This window comes from Zeimonas sediminis (assembly GCF_023721795.1).
GTDB lineage: Bacteria > Pseudomonadota > Gammaproteobacteria > Burkholderiales > Burkholderiaceae_E > Zeimonas > Zeimonas sediminis.
On sequence record NZ_JAMQYE010000001.1, the window covers coordinates 1641209 to 1659043 of the forward strand.

The window sequence follows — 17835 nt, forward strand, 5'->3', positions numbered from 1 at the left end:
CCCCATGCCCCGCGACCTCTCCCACCGCAACGCCGCCCTGCTGCTCGCCTTCTGCGCGATCTGCTGGAGCATCGCCGGCGTGTTCACCCGGCACCTCGAACGGGCCGACGGCTTCGAGATCACCTTCTGGCGAAGCTTCTTCTGCGCCGTCGCGATGATCGCGATCCTGGCCTGGCAGCGGCGCGGCAACCCGCTCGTTCCGGTCGTGGCCATGGGCTGGCCCGGCCTGTTCTCCGGGTTCATGTGGTCGATCATGTTCACCTGCTTCATGCTGGCGATCACCCGCACCAGCGTGGCCAACACCCTGCTGGTGCTGAGCGTGTCGCCGCTGCTGGCCGCGCTGCTCGGCCGCGCGGTGCTCGGCAACCGGCTCTCGCCGATGACCTGGGCGGCGATCGGGCTGGCCGGCTTCGGCATCTGGTGGATGGTCCGCGACGGCGTCTCGGCCGACGGCCTTGCCGGCATGCTGATCGCGGCGGCGGTGCCGGTGGCCGCGGCGGTCAACATCGTCACGCTGAAGAAGCTGCAGGCCGACGTGGACCTCGCCCCCGCCGTGCTGATCGGCGCGCTGCTGTCCTGCCTGTTCACGCTGCCGCTGGCCTGGCCGCTGGGGGCCACCTCGAACGACCTGGCGATCCTCGCGCTGCTAGGCGTGATCCAGCTCGCGGTGCCCTGCTTCCTGATGATCCGGGCCACCCGCTCGCTCGCGCCGCACGAAGTGGCGCTGATCGCTCTGCTCGAGGTCGTGTTCGGGCCGATCTGGGCCTGGCTGGGCGCCGGCGAGGCCATGCCGCCCGCCACGATCCAGGGCGGCCTGGTCGTGCTGGCGGCCCTGGTCGGCAACGCGCTGGTCGGCCGGGCACCGCCGCCCGCGGTCGCCCGGGCGACGGCTTGAGCCGCCACGGCCCGGCGCCTCGCACGGAGTTCCCGGCATGACGCGGCCCGATGCCGGCCCCCCGCCCACGGGTCCGGACGCCGAGCCCCCGCGGCTGAGGCCGCTCGAGGAGTTCGACGCGCGCGGCGTCCACGGCGTGCTGACCGACCTCGACGACACGCTGAGCACCGACGGCCGCCTCGACCCCGAGGCCTTCGCGGCGATGAACCGGCTCCGCCAGGCCGGGCTGCGGGTCGTGCCGGTGACCGGCCGCTCGGCCGGCTGGTGCGACCATTTCGTGCGGATGTGGCCGGTAGACGCGGTGATCGGCGAAACCGGCGCCTTCTACATGCTTCGCCAGGGCGGCGGCGTGCGCACCGTGTTCACGCCCGGCGCCGAAGACCTCCATGCCGCCCGCACCCGGCGCGAAGCGATCGCCGCCGAAGTGCTGCGCGAAGTGCCCGAGGCCGCGCTCGCCGGCGACCAGCCCTACCGGCTGATCGACCTGGCGATCGACGTCGCCGAGGCGGTGCCGCCAGTGGCGCCGGCGCGGGTCGCCCGCATCGTCGAGATCCTGCGCGCGCACGGCATGCACGCGCAGACCAGCTCGATCCACGTGAACGCCTGGTTCGGCGAGTTCGACAAGGGCCGCACCGCCCGCAAGCTGCTCGCCGAGCAGTTCGGGGAGAGCGACGACGATGCCCGCGACCGCTGGGTCTGCGTCGGCGACGCGCCGAACGACGCCCCGCTGTTCGCGGCCTTCCGGAACTCGGTCGGCGTCGCCAACCTGCTGGCGCGCGCCGACCGGATGCCGGTGCTGCCCCGCTGGATCACCCGCGCGCCCAGCGGCGCGGGCTTCGCGGAGCTCGCCGCCCACCTGCTGGCGGCCAGATGATCGAGGAAACCGAACTCGGGCGACCCGACGGCGCCTTGCTGCGCGGCTGGATCCGCCACCCGGCCGCGCCCGATCCGGCGCGAGCCGTGTGGATCGTCCACGGCCTGGGCGAGCACATGGGCCGGCACGCGGAACTGGCGGACTGGTTCGTCGCTCGCGGCTACACGGTGGCGGGGCACGACCATCGCGGCCACGGCCGCTCGTCGGGGCGGCGCGGCGCGATCCCGGAAACCTGGGACCTCGTCGACGACCTCGAGGCCGGCCTTTCGGCCTTCGCCTTGCGGCTGTCCGCGCCGCCGCTGATGTTCGGCCAGAGCCTGGGCGGGCTGACCGCGCTCGCCTTCGCGCTGCGCGCGCCAGATCGCCTTCGCGGCCTGGTCCTGTCCTCGCCTGCCCTGGATCCCGGCCTCTCCGGAGCGCAGCGGCTCCTGCACCGCGCGCTGCTGCGCCTCGCTCCGGACCTGCCGGTGCCGACCGGGCTCGATCCGGAGCGACTGTCGCACGACCCCGAGGTCGCCCGTCGCTGGCGCGCCGATCCGCTGGTTCACGGCCGGATCACCGCGCGCCTGCTCGACTTCGTGGTCGAGGGCTCCGCCCGGGCCGCGCGCGAGGCCGCTGGTCTCTCGGTGCCGACGCTGCTGCAGTACGGCACCGACGACAGCTTCGTCGATCCGGCGGGAAGCCGCCGCTTCGCCGCCGCCGCGCCGACGCGGCTGCTGACCGTGCACGAATACCCCGGCCTGCGGCACGAGCTCCATCAGGAGCCGGCTGCGATGCGCGAGCCTGTCAGGGCCGACCTGCTGGCCTGGCTCGCGCGGCTCGGCTGATACCGGCGAAACCCGCGATCCGCTCGCCATAGGCGAACGCGGTCTCCAGGTCGCCGGCCGGCGGGCTCTGCTCCGGCGGCACGTTGTCGGCCTGGGCCATCGGGCCGATGTAGCTGCCCAGCCGGTTCCGTTCTTCCGGATCGCCCGGCCGCTGCGGCGGCATCATGCCGAGACCGACCCAGACCATGCCGTGCTGCATCGCCAGCGTGACGAAGTAGCTGAGCGTGGCGAACTTGTCGCCGCTCATGTTCAGCGAGCAGGTGAAGCCGCCGGCGACCTTGTCCTTCCAGCCCTGCGTGAACCAGACCTTGGAGCTCGCGTCGGCGAAGGCCTTGAACGGCGCCGACGGGCCGCCCATGTAGGTCGGCGCGCCGAAGACGATCGCGTCGGCATCGGCGAGGCGCCGCCAGCCGGCGTCGTCGATCGCGGAAACGTCGAGCGGCGAGGCGTCGACGCCGGCCACCGAGGCGGCGCCGTCGACGACCGCCTCGGCGAGCTTCTTCGTGTGGCCGTAGCCGGAGTGGTAGGCGACGATCACGATCGTCATGCGCGAGCCTTCCTGTCGTCGAGCGAGTGATGAAACCGCCAGCGCGCGCTCAGGCGAGGTCGAACACGAGCACTTCCGCGCCCTGGCCATCGGCGAACTCGAAGCGGGTCTCGCCGGTGAACTTCGCGGCGTCGCCCGCCTCGAGCGGATAGCCGTTCACCGACAGGCGCCCGCGGGCCAGGTGCACGTAGACCTGCCGCCCCGGCGCCACTTCGAGCGTGGCCCGCTCGGCCGCGTCGAACAGCCCGGCGTGAAGCCGCGCGTCCTGGTGCACGGTGACCGAACCGGCCGCGCCGTCGGGCGACGCGACCAGCGCGAGCCGGCCGCGGCGGGCGGCCGGCTCGAAGTGCTTCTGCTCGTAGCCCGGCGCGATCCCCTGCTGCCCGGGGATGATCCAGATCTGCAGGAAGTGGGTCTGTCCGGTGGCCGAATGGTTGAACTCCGAGTGCATGACGCCGGTGCCCGCGCTCATCCGCTGGACGTCGCCCGGCCGGATCACCGAGCCGTTGCCCATGCTGTCGCGATGGGCGAGCTCGCCGTCGAGCACGTAGCTGAGGATCTCCATGTCCCGATGCCCGTGCGTGCCGAAGCCGGTGCCCGGCTCGATGCGGTCCTCGTTGATCACGCGCAGCGCCCCGAAGCCCATGTGGGCCGGGTCGTGGTAGCCGGCAAAGGAAAAGCTGTGGAAGGACTTGAGCCAGCCGTGATCGGCGTAGCCGCGCTCGCGGCCGCGTCGGAATTCGACCATCGGGGAACCTCCTTGCAGGGAAACGGTTTCGATGTGGGTAGTCTAGGCGCCGCAGGGCTTGCATCCGTCGCTAGAATTCGTGCGGTTCGTTCAAATTTCTTGAAGGCCCGGCCCGCGGTGAATCTCTCGCTCGAAGCCCTCGAGATCGTCGACATGATCGCCAGGCGCGGCAGCTTCGCCGCGGCGGCGGCCGAGCTCGGCAAGGTGCCGTCGGCGCTCAGCTACACGGTTCGCCGGCTAGAGGAAGACCTCGACGTCCTGGTCTTCGACAGGCGCGGCGGCCGGGCCCGCCTGACCGACGCGGGCCGCGAGTTGCTGGACCAGGGCAGGCTGCTGCTGCGCGCCGCGGACGACCTCGCCTGCCGGGTTCGCGAGGTCGCGACCGGCTGGGAAGTCGAGCTCAGGATCGCGGTCGACGGCGTCGTCGCCTTCGACCGCCTGCTCGCGCTGATCGCCGACTTCCACCGGATCGGCGCGCCGACCCGCCTGCGCATCTCCCACGAGGTGCTCGAGGGCGGCTGGGATGCGCTGGTCGACGGGCGCGCCGACCTGGCGATCGGCGTCGCCCACGACGCGCCGGCCGAGGCGGCGATCGCCGGCCAGTTCAGCCATCGCCCGCTCGGCGAGCTGGATTTCGTGTTCTGCGTGGCCCCGCACCACCCGCTCGCGGCCGAGCGCGGCCCGGTCACGCTCGCGATGCGGCAAGCGCACCGCGCGGTGGCGATCGCCGACACGTCGCGCGGCCGCCCCGCGCGCAGCCGGGGCCTGCTCGGCGGCCAGGACCTGCTGACCGTCGCGACGATGGAGCAGAAGGTCGCCGCCCAGCTCGCCGGCCTGGGCTGCGGCTTCCTGCCCGAGCCCTTCGCCCGCCCGCATCTGGCAGCGGGCCGGCTGCTCGCGCTCGAGCTCGACGAGCCCCGGCCGCCCGATGCGCTGCGCTATGTGTGGCGCACCGCCGCGCTCGGCAAGTCGCTCAGGTGGTGGCTGTCGCGACTCGAGGTCGCGCGGGTCCGCAAGAAGCTGCTCGCCGGGCCGTCCGCAGCCGACGAGGCGCCGCGGTGAACGACGAACGCCTGCCGCCGCGCGGCGAGCGCCTTGCGACGGGCGGCGAGCGCCCGAACCCTGGCGCAGGGCGCCGCGCCTACGTCGGCCGCTTCGCGCCCTCCCCGACCGGCCCGCTGCACGAGGGGTCGCTGGCCACCGCGCTGGCGAGCCGGCTCGATGCGCTCGCCCACGGCGGCCGCTGGCTGCTGCGGATCGAGGACCTCGACCCGCCGCGCGAGATGCCGGGCGCCGCCGCCGGCATCGTCGACACGCTCGCCCGGCTCGGCTTCGCGCCCGATGGCCCGGTCGAATACCAGAGCCGGCGCGGCGCGCTCTACCAGCAGGCATTCGAGCGGCTGCGGGCGGCCGGCCTGCTCTACCCCTGCGCCTGCACCCGGCGCGAGATCGCCGATTCGCTGACCCGGGTGGGCCTCGCGCGCGAACGGCACCGCGAGCTCGTCTATCCGGGCACCTGCCGGCACGGCATGCCGGCGGGCCGCGAGCCGCGGGCGTGGCGGCTGCGCGTCGGCGACGCAGTCGTCGCATGGCGGGATCGCAGCGGAAGGTCCTTCGAGGACCGGATGGCCGAAGAGGTCGGAGATTTCGTGCTGAAGCGGGCCGACGGCCTGTGGGCCTACCAGCTCGCGGTGGTCGTCGACGACGCCGCGCAGGGCGTCACCGACGTCGTGCGCGGCGACGACCTGATCGGGTCCACTTCGCGCCAGATCCTGCTGCAGCGCCTGCTCGGCCTTCCGACGCCGCGCTACCTGCACCTTCCGGTGGTGCTCGGCGCGGACGGCGAGAAGCTCTCGAAGCAGAACGGGGCGCAGGCGATCGATGCCGAGCGCCCGCTCGAAGCGCTGGCCGCCGCGATGCGGCACCTGGGACTGCCCACCGTGCCGCCCTCTGGCGGCGTCAAGACCGGGCTCGACGCCTTCTGGCGCGAGGCAACCGAGGCCTGGCGCCGGTCGCGCTGGTTCGCCGCCGGGGGACCGTGAGCGGCCCCCGGCGCCTGGCTCAATGCACTAGCGCTTGCCGAGTCCGCCGAGCAGCGCGGCGACCGGCTTGCGCGACCGCCTCGCGCCGGTGATCGAGCCGCGGCCGCCCTTTCCGTGATGCCCGCCGGCCTCGGCCGCCGCAGCGGCGAGCTCGGTTTCGGCCTCGGTCGCGGCCGGCGGCTCCGGCGGCTCGTAGGGCTGGTGAAAGAGCGGGTCGTCGCGCAGCGACGGCCCGGCCGGCCGCTGGTCCGCGCGACCTTCGCGCGAACGGCGCGGACGCGACGGGGCTTCCTCGCGACCGCCGCGCGCGGCACGCTCGCCGCGACCCGGCCTCTCGCCGCGCTCGGGCCGCGGCTCGCGCTCGACCGGGCCGACGTCGATCGACTCGGGCGTGAACTTGCGCTTGGTGAGCTTCTCGATGTCGGCGAGCAGGCGCTCGTCGTTGCTGCCGCACATCAGCGAGAGCGCGACCCCGCTGGCGCCGGCGCGGCCGGTGCGGCCGATCCGGTGGACGTAGTCCTCGGCGTTGTGAGGCAGGTCGTAGTTGATGACCGCCGGCAGCTCGGCGATGTCCAGACCTCGCGCGGCCACGTCGGTGGCCACCAGCACGCTGGTCTCGCCCTTCTTGAAGGCCTCGAGCGTGGCGAGCCGCTCCTGCTGGGTCTTGTCGCCGTGGATCGCCGCGGCGTTGAGGCCGTCGCGCTCGAGCAGGCGGGCAAGCCGGCCGGCGCCGATCTTGGTGTTCGTGAACACGATCACCTGCGACAGCGCCCGGTCCTTGATCAGCTTGGCGACCGCCGCGCGCTTGGAGTCGGCGTCGGCCACGCGGTAGATCGTCTGCTCGACGTTCTCGGCGGTGGCGTTGCGCCGCGCGACCTCGATCGACACCGGGTCGTGCAGGAAGCTCTCTGCCAGCTTGCGGATCTCGCCGGAGAAGGTGGCCGAGAACATCAGGTTCTGCCGCTTCTTCGGCAGCAGGTTGATGATCCGCTGGATGTCGGGCATGAAGCCCATGTCGAGCATCCGGTCGGCCTCGTCGAGCACGAGCAGCTCGGCCTGCGCCAGCGACACCGTGCGCTGGCCGACGTGGTCGAGCAGCCGGCCCGGCGTGGCGATCAGCACCTCGGCGCCCTTCTTCAGCTCGGCGATCTGAGGCTTGATGTCGACGCCGCCGAACACGACAGCGGCGCGCAGGCCGGTGTGCTTCGCGTAGTCGCGGACGTTCTCGAAGATCTGGTCGGCGAGCTCGCGGGTCGGCGCGAGGATCAGCGCACGGACCGGATGGCGCGCCGGGGAGGCGCTGGTGTTCGCGTGCCGCATCAGCAGCTGCAGGATAGGCAGCGCGAAGCCGGCGGTCTTGCCGGTGCCCGTCTGGGCGGCGCCCATGACGTCGCGGCCCTGGAGCACGATCGGGATCGCCTGGGCCTGGATCGGGGTGGGTTCGCGGTAGCCGAGCTCGGTGACGGCCCGGAGGATGGGTTCGGCCAGGCCGAAGGAATCGAATGTCGTAGTCAAATGCGTGCTTGACATGCCGCAGGACGCGGCACAGGGGTGAAAAAACGATATTGTCCGGCTTTCGGAACGCAATGCAACATAAATCGGCAGCCGGGAGGCTTGCGCTGGCGCAAGACACCGATGCGCGGTCGTGGACAAAGCGGACCCGAATCGCGATGATCGACCGACCCGTTTGCCAGGCAGGACCTCCGTTTCCAGTGCTCCCGCTCGCCCCTTTCCTTCGCGCTCTGGCCATCGTGCTGGCCGTCCTGGCGCTCCCGGCTTGCCGGTCGCTGCTGCCCGACGCCCACGAGGACACGCTCGTCGAATGGAAGACCTTCGACGACGCCAAGGCGGCGATCGACGCCATCGAGCCCTTCAAGACGACCCGTGCCGAGCTCGCCGCCCAGGGGATCGACCCGCTGCGCAACCCGGCGATCACGGTCCTCTCCTACCCGGACGTCGTCCAGCGCTTCTCGCCCGGCGCCGCGGTGCTGCCGCACCAGCTCGACCCGGGCGTGCTGGCCTGCCTGAAGGCCGCGAAGACCTGCACCGGTTACGCGATCGCGATGCGCCGGATCAAGCGCGACCGGACCGGCAACTTCTGGCTCGACTCTTTCAACTTCAACCGGGAAGTCACGATCACCGGCTGGACCTTCAACGCCACCGTGCTGTTCGTCGACGGCCTGGCGGTCTTCGCGGTCTACGGCGGCCAGCCCGCGATGCACGAGCGGCAGGTCACCCGCAATCCGCTCGGCCCGCTGCAGGGTTGGGGCGACGCGCTGCGGCCCCGGTGAGTCGAAGCGGCGGCACAGGCAGACCACGCTGCCGGCGATTGGCTGCGCTGTTATACTGAAGGGTTTTCCACCCTCCCTGCACGATGAGGCTGGCCCCGGGAAGCGCCCACGGCGCTTCGGCGGCCCCGATCCCGCAGGCGCGATCCAGACAGATGTCGATCCAGACCGAAGTCGCCCGCCGCCGGAGCTTCGCGATCATCTCGCACCCCGACGCCGGCAAGACCACGCTCACCGAGAAGCTGCTGCTGTTCTCCGGCGCGATCCAGATCGCCGGCACGGTGCGCGCGCGCAAGGCCAGCCGCTTCGCGACCTCGGACTGGATGGAGATCGAGAAGCAGCGCGGCATCTCGGTGGCCAGCTCGGTCATGCAGTTCGTCTACCGCGACTGCGTGATCAACCTGCTCGACACCCCCGGCCACCAGGACTTCTCGGAAGACACCTACCGGGTGCTGACCGCGGTGGACGCGGCGCTGATGGTCATCGACGGCGCCAACGGCATCGAGCCGCAGACGATGCGGCTGCTCAAGATCTGCCGCGCGCGCAACATCCCGATCGTCACCTTCGTCAACAAGTTCGACCGCGAGGTCCGCGAGCCGCTCGACCTGCTCGACGAGCTCGAGCGCGAGCTCGGCATGACGCCGGTGCCCTTGACCTGGCCGATCGGCATGGGCTCGCGCTTTCGCGGCGTGTTCGACCTGCGCGAGAACCGGGTCCGCGTGTTCCGCGCGGGGGAGGACCGGGTCGGCGAGGAGAGCTTCGTGTCGCCCGGGGATGCCGCGGGCATGGCCGCGCTGGGCCCGGAGTGGCCGCATGCCCAGGCCGAGATCGAGCTGGTGCAGGGCGCGTCCGAGCCCTTCGACCGGCAGGCCTTCGTCGCGGCGACCCAGACGCCGGTCTACTTCGGCTCGGCGATCAACAACTTCGGCGTGCGCGAAGTGCTCGACGCGATCGTCGACTTCTGCCCGCCCCCCGGCCCCAAGCACGCGGAGCAGCGCGAGGTCGAGCCGACCGAGAGCGCCTTCACCGGCGTCGTGTTCAAGGTCCAGGCGAACATGGACCCGCAGCATCGCGACCGGGTCGCGTTCGTGCGCGTCTGCTCGGGCCGCTTCGAGCGCGGCATGCCGATCCACAACGCCCGCACCAAGCGCACGCTGCGACCGCAGAACGTGGTCACCTTCCTGTCGCAGCGCCGCGACATCGTCGACGAGGCCTGGCCCGGCGACATCATCGGCATCCCGAACCACGGCACGCTGCGGCTCGGCGACACGCTGACGCAGGGCGAGAACCTGCAGTTCACCGGCCTGCCCTGGTTCGCACCCGAGGCCTTCCGCTCGATCGAGGTCGTGGACCCGATGAAGGCCAAGCAGCTGCGCGCCGCGCTGGAGCAGTTGGGCGACGAGGGCGCGATCCAGGTCTTCCGCTTCGACGACGGCCAGATGCTGCTCGGCGCGGTCGGCGTGCTGCAGTTCGAGGTCGTCGCGCACCGGCTCGCGGCAGAGTACGGCGTGGCCGCGCGGATCGGCCCGTCGCCCTACATCGCGGCGCGCTGGGTCAGCTCCGACGACGAGGCCGAGCTCGATCGGTTCATCTCCTACAACGAGTCGCGGATCGCGCGCGACACGGTCGACGCGCCGGCCTATCTGGCCAAGATGCTGGTGGAGCTCGATGTGGCGAAGGAGCGCTGGCCGAAGGTGCGGTTCAGTGCGTTTCGCGAGTTCGGGAGTTCGACCTTCGCTGGCGTGGCGGCGGACTGAGCTGGTCCGCGTCGAGCGGCGCGGGTGCCGGCTCCACTTCCGCAGGCCGGCGGCGCTGTCCGCTTCGCGGAAACGCTTGGTCGCGCGGACGCTCAGCCCCGTCGCCGAGCCGAACTCGGCCCGCCTTCGGCGGACCTCGGACAGGGCTCGGCTCTCGCTTCGCTCGCCGGGTCTTCGCTGCGCTCCCGCGCCAGCGCCGAAGGCCTGCGGAAGCGGACCCGGCACCGCAAATCCTAACTGCCGCTATTACGGCCCGCGCGCCTCGCTGGCTGCGGTCTTCTGGCCCAGCGCCACTGCCGCGCCGGCCAGCAGGACCAGTGCGGACAGGGCCAGGCCGGGGCGCAGCGAGCCTTGCAGGTCGGCGAGCCAGCCGGTGAACGTGGGGCCGACGATCTGGCCGGCGGCGAAGACGATCGTGAAGACGGCCATCGCCTGGCCCCATGCGGGCTTGGGGAGTTCCTTGCGGATCAGCGTGCTGATCGCCGCGGGGGTGGAGAACATGCCGGCGCCGAACAGGGCGGCCGAGGCGAGCATCGCGGGCAGCGACGCGTTCAGCAGGGGCAGCCCGGCGCCGGCGGCGAGCACGGTCATCACCAGTGCGATCACCGGGCCGCCGCGCCAGTCGGCGAACGGGCGCTTCCACAGCCAGGGCGCCACCAGCGTGGCGAGGCCGAGCAGGCTCCAGACCACGATCACGTCGCCGGTCGAAGCGCCCTGCTCGCGCATCCAGGCGATCACGAAGGTCATGTAGCCGATGTAGCCGAGACCGAAGCAGGCGTAGGCGATCAGGGACGGCACGAACTCGGTCAGCCGCCAGGCCAGGCCCGGCCTGGCGTCTGCCCCGGCGACCCGCTCTGCGCGATCGGGGGCCCTGGCCGCCCCCAGCGCGGCCGGCTCGGCGATCCTCGCGGCAGCGGCCACGGCGGCGGCGGTCATCGCCAGCGAAGCCAGTCCCATCGCGATCCAGGCCTGCGGCCAGGCCGTGTCGCCGCCCCACCCGAGCAGCAGCGGGATGCCGACCCCGCACAGGACCAGGCCGATGCCCGAGCCGCCGAAGAAGACGGTGATCGCCAGCGTCGCCCGGCGCGGGTCGTCGGGGAAGACGTTGCCCGACAGTGCCCCACCGCACACGAAGATCATCGCGCCCGACACGCCGGCCAGCACGCGCAGCACCGACAGCCAGAACAGGTCGGCGACGAAGCCGGTGGCCAGCAGCGACACCGCGGTCACCGGCATCCCCACGATGAACAGCGCGCGGTTGCCGATCCGGTCGACCAGCGCCCGCGCGAGCACCGCGCCGCCCAGGTAGCCGAGCGCGTTCGCGGTGTTCAGCGCGCCGGCCTGCGACCAGTTCCATCCGAGGTCGTCGCGCATCGCCGGCAGCACCAGCGCATACGCGAAGCGGGCGAAGGAGTTCGACACGACGGTGCCGAGCGAGAGCAGGAAGGCCAGCGCCAGGCCGTCGATCCGCGCGGCGCCTCGCCCGGCCATGCTAGCGCCCGCCCCCGGACCAGGCGCCCGGCCTGACGCCGATCGCGGTCACGACGCCGTACGAGGCGATCCCCAGCGCCACCCCGAGGAAGTAGCCGTCGATCCCCATGCCGGCCACCTCGGCCAGCAGCCAGCCGCCACCCACCGCGAGCGCGATCCGCGACAGCGCCGCCATCACCGGCCAGCGCATGCGGCCGGCGCCCATCGCGGCGAAATAGAGCGCCATGCCGAGTCCGAACAGGCCGAACGCGAAGCCGGTGTAAGACAGCGCGCGCACCGCGATCGCCAGCACCGCCGGATCGCTGCTGAACAAGCCGGCGAACGAGGCCGGTGCCAGCGCGACCGCGATGCCGGCCGCGCCGGTCGCGGCGAAGACCAGCAGCGCGCCGGTCCAGGCGGTCCGCCGCGCCGTCGGCCAGTCGCCGGCCCCGACCGCGTGGCCGACCAGCGCGGTCAGCGCCGAGCCCACGCTGAAGGCGGCCGGGATCACCAGGAACTCGAGGCGCGCCGCGATGCCGAAGGCGGCGACCGCTGCCGCTCCGTGGCGCGACACCTGCGAGGTGACCAGGATCGTGGTCAGGTTGGCGATCGCGGCCAGCGCGCACGCGACCAGTCCGACCGACAGGATGCGGTGGAACAGCGCGCCGGAAGGCCTGACGCGAAAGGCCGGCGTGAAGCCCGCATCGCCGCGCATCACCGCGGTCGCCATCGCGATCGCGGCGCCCCAGAAGGCCAGCGCGAAGGCGGCGCCCAGGCCCGCCAGCCCCATGCCCAGCGGCTCGGCCAGCAGCCAGCCCAGCACCGGGCAGGCCGCCCAGGTCAGCACCAGCACGCGTGCGGCGAGCGCATGGCGGCCGCCGCCGCGCAGCACCGATGCGAAGGTGTTGGCCAGCCAGATCGGCGCGGCGCCGGCGCCGAACAGCCAGATCGCGTAGGCCGACGCCGCTTGCGCCACCTCGGGCCCGGCGATCGCGCCGAGGAGCTGTCGCGGGAATCCGGCCAGGGCCACCCCGAAGGCCGCGCCGGCGGCGACCGCGATAAGCGCCGCGTGCATCACCAGCGCGGAGGCTTCTTCGCGCCGGCCGGCGCCGAGCGCCCGCGCGATCGCCGACGCAACGCCACCGCCCATCGCGCCGGTCGACATCTGCTGCATCAGCTGCGCGAAGGGAAGCACCACGGCCCAGCCGGCGAAGGCGGCCACGCCCTGTCGCGCGGCCAGCCAGATCTCGACCAGTTGCGCCACCACCTGCAGCGCCGCGAGCAGGCCGGTCGGCGCGGCCAGCACGAGAATGCGCCGCAGAAGCGCGCCGGTGTCGGCGTTCAGCGGCCGTGGCGTCGCAGTCGTCGTCACCGCGGCCCCGGGCGGCGCGTCGGCGTCAGGGGTGCAGGACGATCGCGCCGGTGGTCGCGCGCGACTCGGCCGCTCGATGCGCCTGCGCCGCCTCGTCGAGCGCGAAGCGCGCGCCGATCGCGGCCCGCACCTGCCCGGCGGCGATCGCCTGGAAGACCTCGATCGCATTGGCGCGGAAGGTGGCCGGGTCGGCGTTGTGCGGGAACACCGACGGCCGGGTCAGGAACAGGCAACCCTTCTTGTTCAGCAGCTCGGGCTCGATCGCCGGCGCCGGCCCCGAGGCCGCACCGTACAGCACGACGAGCCCGAAGGGCGCGGCGCAATCGAGAGAGTGCAGGAAGGTGTCCTTGCCCACCGAATCGTAGACGACCCGGGCCTTGCGCCCGTCGGTTGCGGCCAGCAGGGCCTGCGGCCAGTCGGGCTTCGAGTAGTCGATCGCATGGTCGGCGCCGGCCGCGCGGGCGATCTCGCACTTGGCGGCCGAGCCGGCCGTGCCGATCACTTCCGCCCCGAGCGCCTTGGCCCAGCGGCACAGGATCTGGCCGACGCCGCCCGCGGCAGCGTGCACCAGCAGCAGGTCGCCCGGCTCGACCCGGTGCGTCCTGCGCAGCAGGTACTGCGCGGTCATCGCCTTGAAGAACACCGCCGCCGCGTCCTCGTCGGACACCGCGGCCGGCAGCGTGGCGAGCCGGTCGGCCGGCAGGTTGCGAAGGTCGGCGTAGGCGCCGATGCCGGCGTTCATGTAGACGACCCTGTCGCCGACCTTCAGGTCGGCCACGCCCGGACCCACCGCCTCGACCACGCCCGCCGCCTCGTGCCCGAGGCCGGTCGGCAAGGGCAAGGGATAGGTGCCGCGCCGCTGGTAGACGTCGATGAAGTTGAAGCCGATCGCCGTCTGGCGGACCCGCACCTCGCCGGCCGCCGGATCGGGCAGCTCGACCTGCTCGACCCGCATCACCTCGGGCGCGCCGAATTCGCGGACGCGTACTGCGCGTGCAATGCTCATCGCCTGGCCGCCTTCGCTCACGCCAGCGAGTAGGCGGTCTTCACCGTCGTGAAGAACTCCTGCGCGTAGCGGCCCTGCTCGCGCGGGCCGTAGCTCGAGCCCTTCCGCCCGCCGAACGGCACGTGGTAGTCGACGCCTGCGGTGGGCAGGTTGACCATGACCATGCCCGCCTGGCAGTGCCGCTTGAAGTGGGTCGCGTACTTCAGCGACGTGGTCGCGATGCCGGCCGACAGGCCGAAGGTGGTGTTGTTCGCCTCGGCGAGCGCGGCCTCGTAGTCCTTGACCCGGATCACGCTGGCCACCGGGCCGAAGATCTCCTCGCGATTGATCCGCATCTCGCTCGAGGTCTCGGTGAACAGCGCAGGCGCCACGTAGAAGCCCTCGGTGTCGCGCTTCAGGCGCTCGCCGCCGGCCGCCAGCGTGGCGCCTTCGGACTTGCCGATCTCGATGTAGGAGAGATCCTGCTCGAGCTGCGCCTGGCTGGACGCCGGACCGATGTCGGTGCCGGCCTTCAGCGCATCGTCGATCTTCAGCGTGGCCATCCGCGCCTTCATCGCCTCGATGAACTTCGGGTAGATGCCCTCGGTCACGATCAGCCGGCTGGAAGCGGTGCAGCGCTGGCCGGTCTGGAAGAAGGCGCTCTGAACGCACAGCTCGACCGCCTGCTTCAGGTCGGCGTCGTCGAGGACGACCTGCGGGTTCTTGCCTCCCATCTCGAGCTGGACCTTCTTCATGTTCTGCGCGCAGGCCTGCGCGACGCGCCCGCCCACGCTGACCGAGCCGGTGAAGGTGACCGCGTCGATGCCGGGATGATTGATCAGGCGCTCGCCGACCACGCTGCCGCGGCCCATGACGAGATTGAACACGCCGGCCGGGATTCCCGAGCGCGAGATGATTTCGGCGATCGCCCACGAGCAGCCCGGCACCAGGTCGGCAGGCTTGATGACGACGCAGTTGCCATAGGCCAGCGCCGGCGCGATCTTCCAGGCCGGGATCGCGATCGGGAAGTTCCACGGCGTGATGATGCCGACCACGCCGACCGGCTCGCGGGTGATCTCGACGCCGATGCCGGGGCGCACCGACGGGATCGTCTCGCCGGCCAGCCGCAGGCACTCGCCCGCGAAGAACTTGAAGATGTTGCCCGCGCGCACCGCCTCGCCGATGCCGTCGGCCAGGGTCTTGCCCTCCTCGCGGGACAGCAGCCTGCCGAGCTCCTCCTTGCGCGCGATGATCTCGTTGCCGATCTTGTCGAGCGCGTCGTGGCGGGCCTGGATGCCGCTGGTCGACCAGGCCGGGAACGCGGCCCGGGCGGCCTGCACCGCGGCCTCGAGTTGCGCCGCGTCGGCCTGCGCGTACTCGCCGATCACGTCGGCCAGGTTCGACGGGTTCACGTTCTTCGTGTAGGCGTTTCCGGCCACCCACTGGCCGTCGATCAGGTTGTCGTGCTTGGTCGTCATCGTGCTCTCCTTGTTCACTTGCCCCAGCGCAGCACCATCGGATCGAGGCGCTTCGCGGTCTCGATCAGGCCTGCCCGGGTCTCGGGATTCATCGGCGCCACCGGATGGCGGGGCGCTTCGCAGTCGATCACGCCGCCCTCCTTCATCAGCGCCTTGGCGGTCAGCAGCCCGCCCTGGCGGTTCTCGTAGTTGATCAGCGGCAGCCAGCGATTGTAGGCCGCGGCCGCTTCTTCGCGCCGGCCGGCGAACCAGGGGTCGAGGATGGTGCGGAACGCGTCGGGATAGCCGCCGCCGGTCATCGAGCCGTTGGCGCCGGCCTCGAGGTCGGCGAGCAGCGTGATTCCCTCCTCGCCGTCCCAGGGTCCCTCGATCGCGTCGCCGCCGAGCCGGATCAGCTCGCGCAGCTTGGAGGCCGCGCCGGCGGTCTCCATCTTGAAGTAGCGCACGTGCTCGATCTCGCGGGCCAGCTTCGCGAGGAAGGCGGGCGGCATCGGGGTGCCGGCCACCGGTGCGTCCTGGATCATGATCGGGATGTCGATCGCGTCGGACAGCGCCGCGAAGAACTCCTGGATCTTCGGCTCGGCGACTCGGATCGTGGCGCCGTGATACGGCGGCATCACCATGACCATCGCGGCGCCCATGTCCTGGGCGCGGCGGCTGCGGGCGGCGCAGACGCGGGTGCTGAAGTGGGTCGTGGTCACGATCACCGGCACTCGGCCGGCCACGTGCTCGAGGATCGCCTTCGTGAGCACCTCGCGCTCCTCGTCGGACAGCACGAACTGCTCGGAGAAGTTCGCCAGGATGCACAGGCCGTTGGAGCCGGCGTCGATCATGAAGTCGACGCAGCGCTTCTGGCTGTCGAGGTCGAGCTCGCCGTTCTCGCGAAAGGTGGTCGGCACGACGGGAAAGACGCCGGTGTAGCGGGCCTTGCGGGGGCTGGTCATGGGGGTGTCGCCCTTGTTGTCGGTTGTCTGGAGCCGGCGGACTGCGGCCGCCGGTCTGCGGGGTGGTCCATGATACCGGCCCGGCGAATGCGCGGCCCCTTGAGTGCGGTCAAGCGAAGCCACTCCCGGAACGCCCGCTTCGGTGCCATCATCGACCCGATGCCCGCGCAGTTCCGGGCCGAGAGGTGTCCGTCATGAAAAGTTCCCGCCCGCTCGCCGCGCTGCTCTGCGCGGCGCTCGCCCTGGTTCTCCTGGCCGCACCGGTCGAGCCGCTCCGGGCCCAGCAGCAGTTCGACCAGCGCGCTGCGGCGCCGTTCAGCCAGCAGGAGCTCGACCAGATGCTGGCGCCGATCGCGCTGTACCCGGACGCATTGCTCGCGCAAGTGCTGATGGCGGCCACCTATCCGCTCGAGGTCGTGCAGGCGGCGCGGTTCATGCAGCGCAACCCCGGTCTGTCGGGCGACACGCTGGCGCGGGCGGTCGAGCCGATGCGCTGGGACCCGAGCGTGGCCGCGCTGACCCAGTTCCCGTCGGTGCTGGCCATGATGAACGAGGAGCTCGACTGGACGATCCGGCTCGGCGAGGCCTTCCTCGCGCAGCGCGAGCAGGTGATGGAAACCGTGCAGGTGCTGCGCGAGAAGGCCAGGGCGGCCGGCACGCTTCGATCGAACGACTACCAGAACGTTATCGTTCGCGATCGGGTCATCGTCATCGACACCTGGCGCCCCGACTACTACTGGGTGCCCTACTACAACCCGCTGATCGTGTTCGGCACCTGGTGGTGGCCCGCCTACCCGCCCTTCCTGTGGGTGCCGCCGGTGATCTACCGGCCGCCCTACTTCCCGCAGGTGTACTCGGTCGGCATCGTCTGGGGGCCGCTCACCTTCGTGATCTCGTCGCTCTGGAACGATCCCCTGCCGGTCTGGCGCGACCGCACGGTCGTGTACGGAAGCGTGGCGGTCACGAACGTGATCGTCACGAATGCGACCGCGCCGCGGCCGGTGATCTGGCAGCACGATCCTACCCACCGCCGCAGCGTCGAGTACCGCACCCCGGTCGTGCGCGACCGCTACCCGCCCGCCTTCCCGGAGAAGCCGTCGCGGGTGTCGCCCAGCGTGCAGCCCTCGCGCGAGCCCTACCCCTATCCGGTGCCGCGCGAGCCGAGCGTGCAGGTGCCTCGCCAGCCGGGGATCCAGGCGCCCCGGGAGCCGGGCGTGGAAGTGCCGCGACAGCAGGTTCCGGTGAAGCCGTCGGTCGAGCCAGGCGCGCCCGGCGCACCGCAGCAGCCCCGGACGATCCAGGAGCGGCCGCGGATCATGGAGCAGCCGCGCTACCAGGAGCAGCCCCGGATCCAGCAACCGGCGATCCGGGAGCCCCAGACCCGGCAACCGCAGGTCCAGCAACCCCAGTTCCGGCAGCCAGTGCAGCCGCCGGCGGCCCGACAGCCAGAGATGCGCGAGCCGCAGATCCGGCAACCGGCCATCCGCCAGCCCGAATACCGCCAGCCCGACGTCCGGCAGTCCGTTCCGAGATCGGTGCCGCAGCGCGATCCGCGCCAGCAGGGCGGGCAGAATCCCGAGTCTCCGCGACGACCCACGAACTGAGCGA

16 protein-coding genes are annotated in these 17835 nt (G+C 72.0%); 8 read left to right on the top strand and 8 right to left on the bottom strand.

Going from position 1 to position 17835, the window contains the following annotated elements; all coding sequences use genetic code 11:
• The first annotated feature begins 4 nt into the window (after positions 1 to 4).
• The 3 genes from M6I34_RS07655 to M6I34_RS07665 are packed head-to-tail and all read left to right on the top strand — an operon-like array spanning position 5 to position 2596.
• On the top strand, positions 5 to 895 hold the full coding sequence (locus tag M6I34_RS07655; RefSeq protein ID WP_272485100.1) for a DMT family transporter: 891 nt from the start codon (positions 5 to 7) through the stop codon (positions 893 to 895).
• Between the two features lie 37 nt (positions 896 to 932).
• Positions 933 to 1769: an HAD-IIB family hydrolase gene (locus M6I34_RS07660; RefSeq protein ID WP_272485101.1), complete on the top strand. Its 837-nt coding sequence runs from the start codon at positions 933 to 935 to the stop codon at positions 1767 to 1769.
• Positions 1766 to 2596 carry an alpha/beta hydrolase gene (locus tag M6I34_RS07665; RefSeq protein ID WP_272485102.1) on the top strand — a complete coding sequence of 277 codons (831 nt, stop codon included), beginning with the start codon at positions 1766 to 1768 and terminating at the stop codon, positions 2594 to 2596. The genes M6I34_RS07660 and M6I34_RS07665 overlap by 4 nt, the downstream gene beginning before the upstream one ends.
• On the opposite strand, the gene M6I34_RS07670 is transcribed toward M6I34_RS07665, so the two are convergent.
• Complete coding sequence (locus M6I34_RS07670; RefSeq protein WP_272485103.1) at positions 2556 to 3143, bottom strand: flavodoxin family protein; 588 nt, start codon at positions 3141 to 3143, stop codon at positions 2556 to 2558. The two genes, M6I34_RS07665 and M6I34_RS07670, sit on opposite strands and share 41 nt — an antisense overlap.
• A gap of 49 nt (positions 3144 to 3192) precedes the next feature.
• Positions 3193 to 3891 (bottom strand): pirin family protein, encoded by a 699-nt coding sequence (locus tag M6I34_RS07675; RefSeq protein WP_272485104.1) that lies wholly within the window; start codon positions 3889 to 3891, stop codon positions 3193 to 3195.
• Positions 3892 to 4008: 117 nt separating this feature from the next.
• Between M6I34_RS07675 and M6I34_RS07680 the strand changes: the two genes are divergently transcribed.
• The gene (locus M6I34_RS07680; protein ID WP_272485105.1) at positions 4009 to 4953 is read left to right on the top strand and encodes a LysR family transcriptional regulator; all 945 of its coding nucleotides are present in this window, start codon (positions 4009 to 4011) and stop codon (positions 4951 to 4953) included.
• A complete protein-coding gene (gene gluQRS, locus M6I34_RS07685) occupies positions 4950 to 5933 on the top strand; it encodes a tRNA glutamyl-Q(34) synthetase GluQRS (protein WP_272485106.1) in 984 nt (327 codons plus the stop codon). Before M6I34_RS07680 ends, gluQRS begins: the two co-directional genes overlap by 4 nt.
• Positions 5934 to 5960: 27 nt before the next feature.
• On the opposite strand, the gene M6I34_RS07690 is transcribed toward gluQRS, so the two are convergent.
• Positions 5961 to 7463, bottom strand: a complete 1503-nt coding sequence (locus M6I34_RS07690) for a DEAD/DEAH box helicase (RefSeq protein WP_272485107.1) — start codon at positions 7461 to 7463, stop codon at positions 5961 to 5963.
• A 182-nt stretch (positions 7464 to 7645) separates the two neighbouring features.
• Here M6I34_RS07690 and M6I34_RS07695 point away from each other — a divergent pair, with 182 nt between their 5' ends.
• Both M6I34_RS07695 and M6I34_RS07700 read left to right on the top strand, forming a co-directional pair.
• Complete coding sequence (locus M6I34_RS07695; protein WP_272485108.1) at positions 7646 to 8224, top strand: hypothetical protein; 579 nt, start codon at positions 7646 to 7648, stop codon at positions 8222 to 8224.
• Positions 8225 to 8376: 152 nt separating this feature from the next.
• On the top strand, positions 8377 to 9978 hold the full coding sequence (locus tag M6I34_RS07700; protein ID WP_272485109.1) for a peptide chain release factor 3: 1602 nt from the start codon (positions 8377 to 8379) through the stop codon (positions 9976 to 9978).
• 246 nt (positions 9979 to 10224) lie between these two features.
• On the opposite strand, the gene M6I34_RS07705 is transcribed toward M6I34_RS07700, so the two are convergent.
• Genes M6I34_RS07705 through M6I34_RS07725 form a run of 5 tightly spaced genes read right to left on the bottom strand, consistent with a single transcriptional unit; the run spans position 10225 to position 16227 of the window.
• Complete coding sequence (locus M6I34_RS07705; RefSeq protein WP_272485110.1) at positions 10225 to 11469, bottom strand: YbfB/YjiJ family MFS transporter; 1245 nt, start codon at positions 11467 to 11469, stop codon at positions 10225 to 10227.
• 1 nt (position 11470) lies between these two features.
• Entirely contained in the window at positions 11471 to 12820 is a 1350-nt protein-coding gene (locus tag M6I34_RS07710) for an MATE family efflux transporter (protein ID WP_272485111.1), read from the bottom strand.
• Between the two features lie 25 nt (positions 12821 to 12845).
• Positions 12846 to 13826 (bottom strand): quinone oxidoreductase family protein, encoded by a 981-nt coding sequence (locus M6I34_RS07715; protein WP_272485112.1) that lies wholly within the window; start codon positions 13824 to 13826, stop codon positions 12846 to 12848.
• 17 nt (positions 13827 to 13843) lie between these two features.
• Positions 13844 to 15283, bottom strand: a complete 1440-nt coding sequence (locus M6I34_RS07720) for an aldehyde dehydrogenase family protein (protein ID WP_272485113.1) — start codon at positions 15281 to 15283, stop codon at positions 13844 to 13846.
• Between the two features lie 14 nt (positions 15284 to 15297).
• The gene (locus M6I34_RS07725) at positions 15298 to 16227 is read right to left on the bottom strand and encodes a dihydrodipicolinate synthase family protein (protein WP_272485114.1); all 930 of its coding nucleotides are present in this window, start codon (positions 16225 to 16227) and stop codon (positions 15298 to 15300) included.
• Positions 16228 to 16421: 194 nt separating this feature from the next.
• Between M6I34_RS07725 and M6I34_RS07730 the strand changes: the two genes are divergently transcribed.
• Positions 16422 to 17831: a DUF3300 domain-containing protein gene (locus tag M6I34_RS07730; RefSeq protein WP_272485115.1), complete on the top strand. Its 1410-nt coding sequence runs from the start codon at positions 16422 to 16424 to the stop codon at positions 17829 to 17831.
• The last annotated feature ends 4 nt before the right edge of the window (positions 17832 to 17835 follow it).